The 2,630-nt window shown below is 46.4% G+C and carries 2 protein-coding genes; one reads left to right on the top strand and one right to left on the bottom strand.

Annotation, left to right across the window (positions count from 1 at the left end):
* Window positions 1-201: 201 nt before the first annotated feature.
* Entirely contained in the window at window positions 202-969 is a 768-nt protein-coding gene (locus IM456_RS12565) for an ABC transporter ATP-binding protein (RefSeq protein WP_149988460.1), read from the bottom strand.
* Between the two features lie 273 nt (window positions 970-1,242).
* Between IM456_RS12565 and IM456_RS12560 the strand changes: the two genes are divergently transcribed.
* Entirely contained in the window at window positions 1,243-2,319 is a 1,077-nt protein-coding gene (locus IM456_RS12560) for an AI-2E family transporter (protein WP_149988466.1), read from the top strand.
* Window positions 2,320-2,630 lie beyond the last annotated feature (311 nt).

Raw genomic sequence — 2,630 nt, 5'->3', positions numbered from 1 at the left:
CTAAATCCTTATCTGGCAAGAGATTTAATTGATTAGTTCGCTCTAGATCAAAAAAATTGACAAAAATCGCCAAATGCCTTTCTATATAAGGGGTCCATCCCTTATAACCCCGTCCATTGCATAAGACAAACCGAAGAGCCATAATTTTTAACGCCTACCTACTTATCTCCCATTAACCTGAAGAGTAATTATCTAAAATCCTTATTCATCCCCTAAATAAGCTTCAATCACCGCAGGATTCTCCCTGACTGTGGCTGGATCTCCCAAAGCGATTAACTTACCGAAATCTAACACGGCAATGCGATCACATAATCCCATCACTAAAGGCACATGATGTTCGATTAACAGGACAGTTAGAGCTAACTTATCACGAATTTGTCGAATTAGCTGACTTAATGACCCCTTTTCGCTGGGATTCATCCCAGCTGCCGGTTCATCGAGGAGTAATAACTGGGGTTGCAAAGCTAAAGCGCGGGCAATTTCCAAACGTCTTTGATCACCATAGGCTAAATTACAGGCTTTCCGATTGCTTTGGTCGGTTAATCCGACTAAATCTAATAATTCCCCCGCTCTTTTATAGGTTTTTTCCTCCTCCCTTCTCGAAACTGGTAAACCGAAAATTCCCGTCCAGAGATTGGAGCCATTGTGAATGTGACCAGCGATCGCAACATTTTCTAAAGCCGATAATTCACCAAATAAGCGCAAATTCTGGAAAGTACGGGCAATTCCTGCCTTAGCGATCTGGTGAGGACGATAATTCGCCAGACTGTCGCCTTGATAAATTAAATCACCACTCGATAGGGGAATTAAACCGGTGATCAGATTAAATAAAGTCGTTTTTCCCGCCCCATTGGGTCCAATTAAGCCAAAAATCTCGTTTTTTTGTACCTGAAAGGAAACCCCATCGACAGCGACTAATCCCCCAAATCGACGGGTGGCTCCCCGCACTTCTAATAAATTTGCTGGCATCCTTGTTAATAGATTAAATTAGTCGATTTTACTCGCTCAAGACGATGGCAAGTAAGCATTGCACCGGCCAAAAAAAGATATTTCTCAGGAGATTTACCCTGAAAGAATCAGTTTTAAAGATTTATCGGGCAATTATTTTGATTAGGAAATATTTTACACAATCCCGACCAGATAAGCAAAACGGCTCACCACTACTAGCGAATCACTACCCATAACGAAAAACTGCCATAATTGCAGAAATGTCCTCATCTAGCCAAAAGGCGATCGCTATTGATGAAAAATGACGCTAAAATTATCGATCTCGTCATCCGGCTGTTTTTTCTCGGCCTGTTGTTATTTGCTGGGTTCACCCTGCTGCGTCCCTTCCTAACCATGATCCTCTGGGGAGCAATTCTAGCGATCGCTTGGTATCCGATCTTTCTCTGGTTAAAAAAGTTACTCGCTGGCCGGGCGAAACTGGCCGCAGTTCTCCTCACCCTACTTTGTCTCGGGATTATTATCGGTCCGGTGAGTGGCATTGCAGCGGTTCTGGCGGGTAATCTGCGAACGATGGCCGAATATATCGATACCGGTGCGGTGCTGATTCCCCCTCCCCCCGCCGATGTGGCCACCTGGCCGCTGATCGGCGAAAGGGTTGCCGGTCTCTGGCAGCAGGCATCCGATAACACGGGTCAATTTCTTCAACGCTTCGAGCCACAATTAAAAGAACTGGGGAAAATCTCCCTTTCTCTGGCCACCAGTACCGGTCTGACGGTGCTGAAATTTATCGCCTCGATTCTGATTGCGGCGGCCCTCACCCTCTCCGCTAAAAATCTGACTCACCTGATGAACCAGTTAGCGGAAAAGATTGCCCCGGGTCGAGGAATCGCGCTGGCCAGTCTTACCGCCTCCACCGTCCGCAATGTTAGCCGCGGTATTATTGGCGTTGCCATTATCCAGAGTCTTTTGATCGGCATCGGTTTAGTAACGGTGGGAACGCCTGCGGCCGGTTTATTAACTCTCCTCACCCTAATTTTGGGCATTCTCCAAATTGGCCCCGGTTTGATTGTCTTGGGGGCGCTCATTCACGCTTGGGTAACACTACCCTATTCCACCGCCCTATTATTTACAATCTGGATGATTCCCGCCACCTTGGTGGATAATTTCCTCAAACCGATCTTAATGGGGCGCGGCTTGCCCATTCCCATGGTGGTGATTCTGCTGGGGGTGTTCGGGGGAGTGATCGCCTACGGGATTATCGGTTTGTTCGTCGGGCCGGTTCTGCTCGGTCTCTGCTACGAGTTAGTCAGGGCTTGGATTGGCGAGGATAGCCCCGAACCAGTGGTAAATAGCCATGATCAGCCAATCTAAGGGCGGATATGTCTAATTTTTACCTTGAAAAGGCTCACCGGTTTGGTAGTTGTAATCAGCGTCTGGGATTAGCTTGGGCGATTATGCAGAAACTGAATAAAATACGAAAATATCTCCTACACAAATAATCTTTCAGTCACTGGCCTGTAATTGCTAATCTTTGCTTCTATGGCTCTTCGGGACTTGGTATGGTTCGATAGGGGGGCATAAATCGACTCAATCCTTATCTGGCAAGAGATTTAATTGATTAGTTCGCTCCAGATCGCCAACAATTGACAAAAATTGCGGCAATGTCTGTCTCTATAAAGGTT

It is taken from the genome of Microcystis sp. M079S1 (genome assembly GCF_020246425.1).
Classification (GTDB): Bacteria; Cyanobacteriota; Cyanobacteriia; order Cyanobacteriales; family Microcystaceae; genus Microcystis; species Microcystis aeruginosa.
This window is presented reverse-complemented; position numbering and strand designations above follow the sequence as displayed.